Raw genomic sequence first — 5,852 nt, 5'->3', positions numbered from 1 at the left:
CGTGTGCCCCGCAGCAACAGCGCATCCTCCAGCGCTCGCTTGAGATGACCGTGCGCACTCTCGATCGAACCGTTCTCGTGGGCGATGCCCGCATTGTTGCGCGTTGGCGCCATACCATAGTGGCCCATCAGCGCGGCGTAGCGCTGTGTCAGATCCTCCCGCGCGTCGGTCGCCAGATTGCGGAACGCTGCCGACAGGCTGTCGCTGCGATGTTCGCGCGGCACGCCGCCGAGCACCCACAGCGCGTTCTGCAAGCCCTCGGCCAGGGCGACGAAGCTTTCGCCGCCGAGCACGACATGGGCATGCTCGAAGCCAGAGAACGCCAGCCGGAAGTGATAGAGCCGGTGATCGAGCGGCTCACCCGCGATGGTAACTGGACTTATAGGACTGCGACCAAGCCGCATTCATATTGATCTCGCGCGCAGTGGCTTCGCTGAGCTGGCGATCGAAACCAGGCGCTTGTCTTGACCATCCGCTAGCTGATGCAGGAAAAGCGGCCATTTAGTAACCGCTCATTACCCCTGTCACTCTGGTGCTAACCCTGATGGCAACGAAATCGCAGCAACTCGTAAACTGGTGCAGCAGGCCTCAAGCCAAGATCGGAATCTGTGCTACAACGTGATCGCGAGTTTCGTAACAGGCGACTACATGACGCTACGGGTCGATCACGATCTGTAACGAGGAACTAACCCCAATTACATGCCCCTGGTGAAAACACCAAATAGCTAGAAGGCTGTTTCTAAAAGAGATTTTTCCTCCGAATCTGTTGGTGCACAACAATCCCACGCGATACCCCATCTGCATGTTCGATCACGAACCATCATTTTTAGGCAGTGATTGAGCGTGATTCTTAGCTCCTTCAATCGCCAATGGCTGCAGGCACGCCACATCGGCTCTTGCATGCGACCAGCGTTTGCATACAGCCGCGGCGACGTTCGATTAACACCATAGGACGCGGCCATTTCGAAACCAAAAATGCGAACCGCAGTCCTTTTTCCTCCAGACCGAGGGATGGAGGGTGGCAGTCCCGTCGTCATGGCGCGTAACACGCCAGCAAGGACGTTCATCGGGGAGAAGATTCATATGTAAAACAGAGCGGCAACCGCAAGGACAGATCATTGCTGCCTGCTCCTGGTAGCCGTCCTCCTGGACGATGTAGAGGGTCCGGCGCTTCAGTTGCTTGGGAAGGGTGTCTTCCACGAGCAAGGTCGCATACGGCGGGACGATCCAATTATGAATGCGCCTGTATGTGCCCCGCAGAAACCTATCTGCTCGCCCATATGCATTCAGCAGAAACCGACTAAACCTACTCACGCCTTTCGCCTTTCCGCGAGCTCCATAAGCCCTAGGAGCGGCGTCGTATCGCCGAAGCCTACCTTCGCCCCCAGGATATCGCAGATTCCCTCTTCAGGGTCGTAGATGAGCTCCATGCTCGCAAGACTAAACGTGACAGCGGCATATGCTCCGTTCGGCTCCTCACGGTAAGGATGCAGGCGCGCGAGCATTTCGTTCAAGGCAAGCGCCGAGGCGAACATGTTGACGCTGATGACGGCGGGTCGGTGCCCGGCCACGCCCCTGATGTAGCCATCCTCCACCTGCCGATCATGAGCTGCCGGGTCGTTGCGGCGCAGACCGGCCGCGGCGACATCGCTCATCGTGAACAGGCCGCGGCTGACAAGGCTGGACCGACCAGGGCGCAAATAGTTCACGGTGCCGCAAACTTCACGGATGTAGGCCACGCCGTCGAAATCCTTGGTCGCGTCCAGGCGCACGCCGATATCGAAGTAGGGAATGGAATAGTAGGATGCGATAGCATTGAGAAGATACCGCCCATCTACCGTATCCATGCAGCCGAAGATGATGTCGCATTGAGCGACTTCGCGGATGACCTCGGGGTCCCATAGGTTTTTCTTCATAGGAATGAACCGAGTGCCGAGGCCGGTACGCCCGACCGCGTCGGCTAGCACGTCAACTTTGGGGCGCTCGTTCTCCACGTCATCCATGGTGGAGTTCAGGATGCGATTGACGTTGCGCTCCTCCATGTCGATGAGGGATTTGGGGAAGGTCGTCACGCCGGCGACCATGGGCTTCGCCTCCATGTCTGCGGTGGTGATGATGGGTTGACGGACATCGACGACGCCGAGTTTTTCGCCGAGCGCACGCAACCGACGCGCCACGTCGGCGAGGCGCTGCTTCTGGCGAACCGTCCAGCGCAGGCGGTCGTTCACGAGCGTTCGCGCCACCCTGACGATCTGCAGTCCGCGGTTCGCGGCGAAGCGCAGCGCATCGCGATAGAGAGCGCCGCGTTCGTAATCGAGGGTGGTCTCCTTCCCTCGGCGCTGCGACAGGATCGGGATCAGACCACCGGCCTTCTGGAACGAACGCCGGCCGTAATAGAGCGCCACATCCTCACGATGCCGGGACAGCGCGACATAGGTCAGGTGCTTGTCCAGAGACAGCGTTGCCAGCACCTTGACCCGCTCGACCGTCGCTCCTTGCGCCTTATGCACGGTCGTCGTGTAGCCGTGGTCGATATGGCGATAGAAGCGCTGATCGACCTCGACGCGGCGGCGGCCCTCGCCCTCACCGATCTCGGCGATTAGGCGCGCTGGCCCGGCTTCCGCGACCTTGCCGATCATGCCGTTCTTGACGCCGAGCGAGCCCTCGTTCTTCAGGAAGACGATCTGGTCGCCAGGCGCAAACCGGCGCTCGCCATCCTCGGTCCGGAAGCCATATCCGTCTTCGACGAGACCGCGCGCGACGAGCTTGGCCCGCGCCATGTCGTTCATGCGCGCGCACATCGCGGCTCAGATGCGCCAGGATCAAGGTCGACTTGGACGGATCGTAGTCGCGGTTCCAATCGGCGATGAGGCTGTCGATCGCCTGCGCCTTCAACTCCGAGCCGAACAGACGTCCATGATGGCGATAGGCGGACAGGGCCTGCGCCGTGCGGCCACGGGCAAGATCGAGCGATGCCTCGCGCATCCATTGCTGGCGCTGGCGATAGATCGTTTCGAGCTCGGCATAGCCGACGCGCTCGACGATCGCGCGAAACGCCGCCCCCGCTTCGATCGGCTGCAGCTGCTCGGGATCGCCGACCAGGACGAGCTTCGCTCCCGCCTTAGACGCTGTTTCGACGAACAGCGCCATCTGGCGCGAGGCGACCATGCCAGCCTCGTCCAGGACAAAAACCGTTCGATCATCGAGGCCGTCCCGACCGCTTTTCCAGCGCAACTCCCAAGAAGCCAGCGTGCGGGATTGGATGGCCGCCTCCTTCTCCAATCTCTCGGCCGCCTTTCCCGCCAAGGCGCCGCCGACGACGCGATAACCGGCGGCCTCCCACATCTGCCGCGCAGCCCGCATCATCGTGGTCTTACCCGCCCCCGCGCGACCAACAACCGCCGCGATCCGCTGCCCGGACGCAAGTGCGCAATGGCAGTGCGCTGCTCGGCCGAGAGGTTGGCGTTTCGCGATGACACGGCCGCGATGACCGGTGCCTTCACGGCAAAAGCCGTGCTGCCAGAGAGGTGGACCGCCCGCCGCGCCATCTCGGATTCGAGCCGGATCAGCTCGCGTGTCGTATATTTCGCCGGCACCCGCGCGCCCGTGGCGAAATCGATCTGTTCGCCTTCCAGCCGCAGCGCATCGGGGCTTTGCAGCACCCGCGCCATCAGGCGCTGAAAGGTTCCGGCATCGTCGATATAGCGATGCAGCAGCTTGCCGACATCCCGCTCATCGAACACGCTCTTTTCCCGCGAAATCAGGTCGAGCACGATCTCCGGACGGCGCTGGATTCGTCTTAGCGTCTCAGCCCGGTTCTCCTCAAACACGCGCAGCCGTTCGAGGTCGGGATCGCGCCCCTCGCGCTGTGCCCGACGCTGGATGGCCTTGGCCGCAACGCCGATATGGGGCATCGGCACGACGTCGATGCCGCGCTCGGCGTAGGAGCGCCCATCGACCCGAATCTCATGGCCGTTCAGAGCGAGATGCAGGTTCTGCTGGTCGAGCCAACCGTTGCGCTGCTCGAGGAACTCCTGCTTGTCCCCGGCCCAAAGCCGATAGGCGATCTTGCCGGATTGCATGCGCAGCGGCTGGCCATCTTCGCCGATGACCGCGACCCGCTTTGGCCCGAATCCGTCCTCGGTGAGAGGCCGCAACGTCGTCATCAGGTGGACATGCGGATTGCCCGGCTCGTCGTGATAGACCCAGTCCGCGACCTGCCCGCGCGACAGCACCTGCTCGGCCACGAACTGGCCCATCAGCGTGACGTTTTGCTCGCTCGTCAGCTCGACGGGCAACGCGATGATGAACTCCTTGGCGAACTGCGCATCCGCCCGCCTCTCGAAGGCCTCGACCTTGTTCCAGAAAGCCTCCGAGGCACCGGCGACGGAGCGATCGGCGATCAGGGTCCGAAGCCAGGCGGGCGCGTCAGCTGGGACCAGGAATTCCTCGTGAATCATCCCGCGCTTGCCCGAATAGTCGACGGTACGGCCCTCGGCCTCGAACGCCATCTTCGCACAATGCCGGTAGGCAGCGGCCAGCACGGCGCTGCGGCCATCGCCGCGTCCGATGAGCTGGGGCGTGAAATGCGTGATGGCCACGGCTGGAGCGATCCTTAAGACAAGGGAAGTGCCATTCGTCGGGATCGGCCCCCATTCGGGGCGGGAAGCAGGACGTCGCGTCAGCGACGTATTACTCCGCCCTTAGACCGCTCCTTCGGAACGGCGGGATGATCTTCGAAAGCGTCGGCTTCGCCGACCCCGTTAATTACCCGGGTCGCGCTTCGCGCTCAGCCCAGCTTTCCTTCGGGCGCTTCGCGCAAATCGACAGGAAAGGTCTTTCGGAATGAAAAAGCCCTCGCGGCAGATCAGGGACGAAATCGCCCGGCTCCAGGACCAGCTGAAGCAGGCCGAAACGCGGGAGGCCGAGCGGATCGGCCGGATCGCGCTGAAGGCCGGGATGGGCGAGATCGAGATCGACGAAGCGTCCCTACTCTCAGCTTTCGCGGAGATCGCCGGCCGATTTCGTAAAGGAGGCGGCCGCGCCGCAAAGATGGCCGCGGCCATCGCGCCTGGCGCGTCTTCGGATCTGGCTGAACAGGGCTGAGCGCATGCACCGCTCCGACGCCACAGAGGCCCGCAAGAAGGATACGCGGGAGAAGATCGAGCTCGGCGGCCTGATCGCCAAGGCCGGGCTGCGCTACGAGAAGCGCGCGCTGCTGCTGGGATTGCTGATCGAGGCCAAGGAGCGGCTTCACGGCAATGAGGCCGAACGCGAGCGCCTGGTGGCGATCGGCGCGAAGGCGTTCGGCCATGAAGGGAAGTAAGGTCGCGCTGGCGATCGCGCCGGCCGTGCTGATGGTGGGCCTATGCCTTGCCGTCACTGGCATCGAGGCGTGGCTTTCTGAGTTCGGGACAACGCCGAACGCACGCCTGCTGCTCGGCCGGATCGGCATCGTCCTACCCTACCTCATAGCTGCGGCAATCGGCGTCGTCTTCCTGTTCGCGGCGGCGGGTGCGACGACGGTCCGTTTCGCCGGCTGGAGCGTCGTGCTCGGCGGTCTCGTTGTGGTCGCGATCGCTGTCTCGCGCGAGATCACGCGCCTCCATTCCTTCGCCGATGCTCTGCCGGCCGGAGGCCGGCTTGTCGCCTATGCCGATTCCGCGACCGTCCCCGAAGCTCTGTGTCGATGAGACCCCGGCGCCGGTGCTGGATCCTGGGCGCGGCAGGACCAAAACCGGTTACTTCTGGGCGCTCTCGCGCGATGACCGGCCGTGGGCCGGACCTGATCCGCCCGGGGTAGTTTACGCCTATGCACCAGGCCGTGGGGCCGTCCATGGCTTGAGGCTGCT

The 5,852-nt window shown here is 63.1% G+C and carries 4 protein-coding genes and 3 pseudogenes; 4 read left to right on the top strand and 3 right to left on the bottom strand.

Features of this window, described 5'->3' with window-relative positions:
• The 3 genes and pseudogenes from K288_RS0142105 to traA all read right to left on the bottom strand — a co-directional run.
• Positions 1–374, bottom strand: a pseudogene (locus K288_RS0142105) (IS21 family transposase); the annotation flags it as partial.
• 565 nt (positions 375–939) lie between these two features.
• Positions 940–1,119: a DUF6527 family protein gene (locus K288_RS55310; RefSeq protein ID WP_244443473.1), complete on the bottom strand. Its 180-nt coding sequence runs from the start codon at positions 1,117–1,119 to the stop codon at positions 940–942.
• Between the two features lie 191 nt (positions 1,120–1,310).
• Positions 1,311–4,601 (bottom strand): annotated as a pseudogene (traA, locus tag K288_RS48780) (Ti-type conjugative transfer relaxase TraA).
• Between the two features lie 244 nt (positions 4,602–4,845).
• On the opposite strand from traA, the gene traC reads away from it, so the two are divergent.
• The 4 genes and pseudogenes from traC to K288_RS51685 all read left to right on the top strand — a co-directional run.
• A complete protein-coding gene (gene traC, locus K288_RS0142090; RefSeq protein ID WP_027584725.1) occupies positions 4,846–5,106 on the top strand; it encodes a conjugal transfer protein TraC in 261 nt (86 codons plus the stop codon).
• A 4-nt stretch (positions 5,107–5,110) separates the two neighbouring features.
• A complete protein-coding gene (locus tag K288_RS0142085; protein ID WP_027584724.1) occupies positions 5,111–5,326 on the top strand; it encodes a type IV conjugative transfer system coupling protein TraD in 216 nt (71 codons plus the stop codon).
• Entirely contained in the window at positions 5,313–5,693 is a 381-nt protein-coding gene (locus K288_RS0142080; RefSeq protein WP_027584723.1) for a hypothetical protein, read from the top strand. The genes K288_RS0142085 and K288_RS0142080 overlap by 14 nt, the downstream gene beginning before the upstream one ends.
• Positions 5,671–5,852 (top strand): annotated as a pseudogene (locus K288_RS51685) (transposase); the annotation flags it as partial. The gene K288_RS0142080 and the pseudogene K288_RS51685, both read left to right, overlap by 23 nt.

Source organism: Bradyrhizobium sp. Ai1a-2 (genome assembly GCF_000426245.1).
In the GTDB taxonomy this organism is placed as follows: Bacteria; Pseudomonadota; Alphaproteobacteria; order Rhizobiales; family Xanthobacteraceae; genus Bradyrhizobium.
This window is presented reverse-complemented; position numbering and strand designations above follow the sequence as displayed.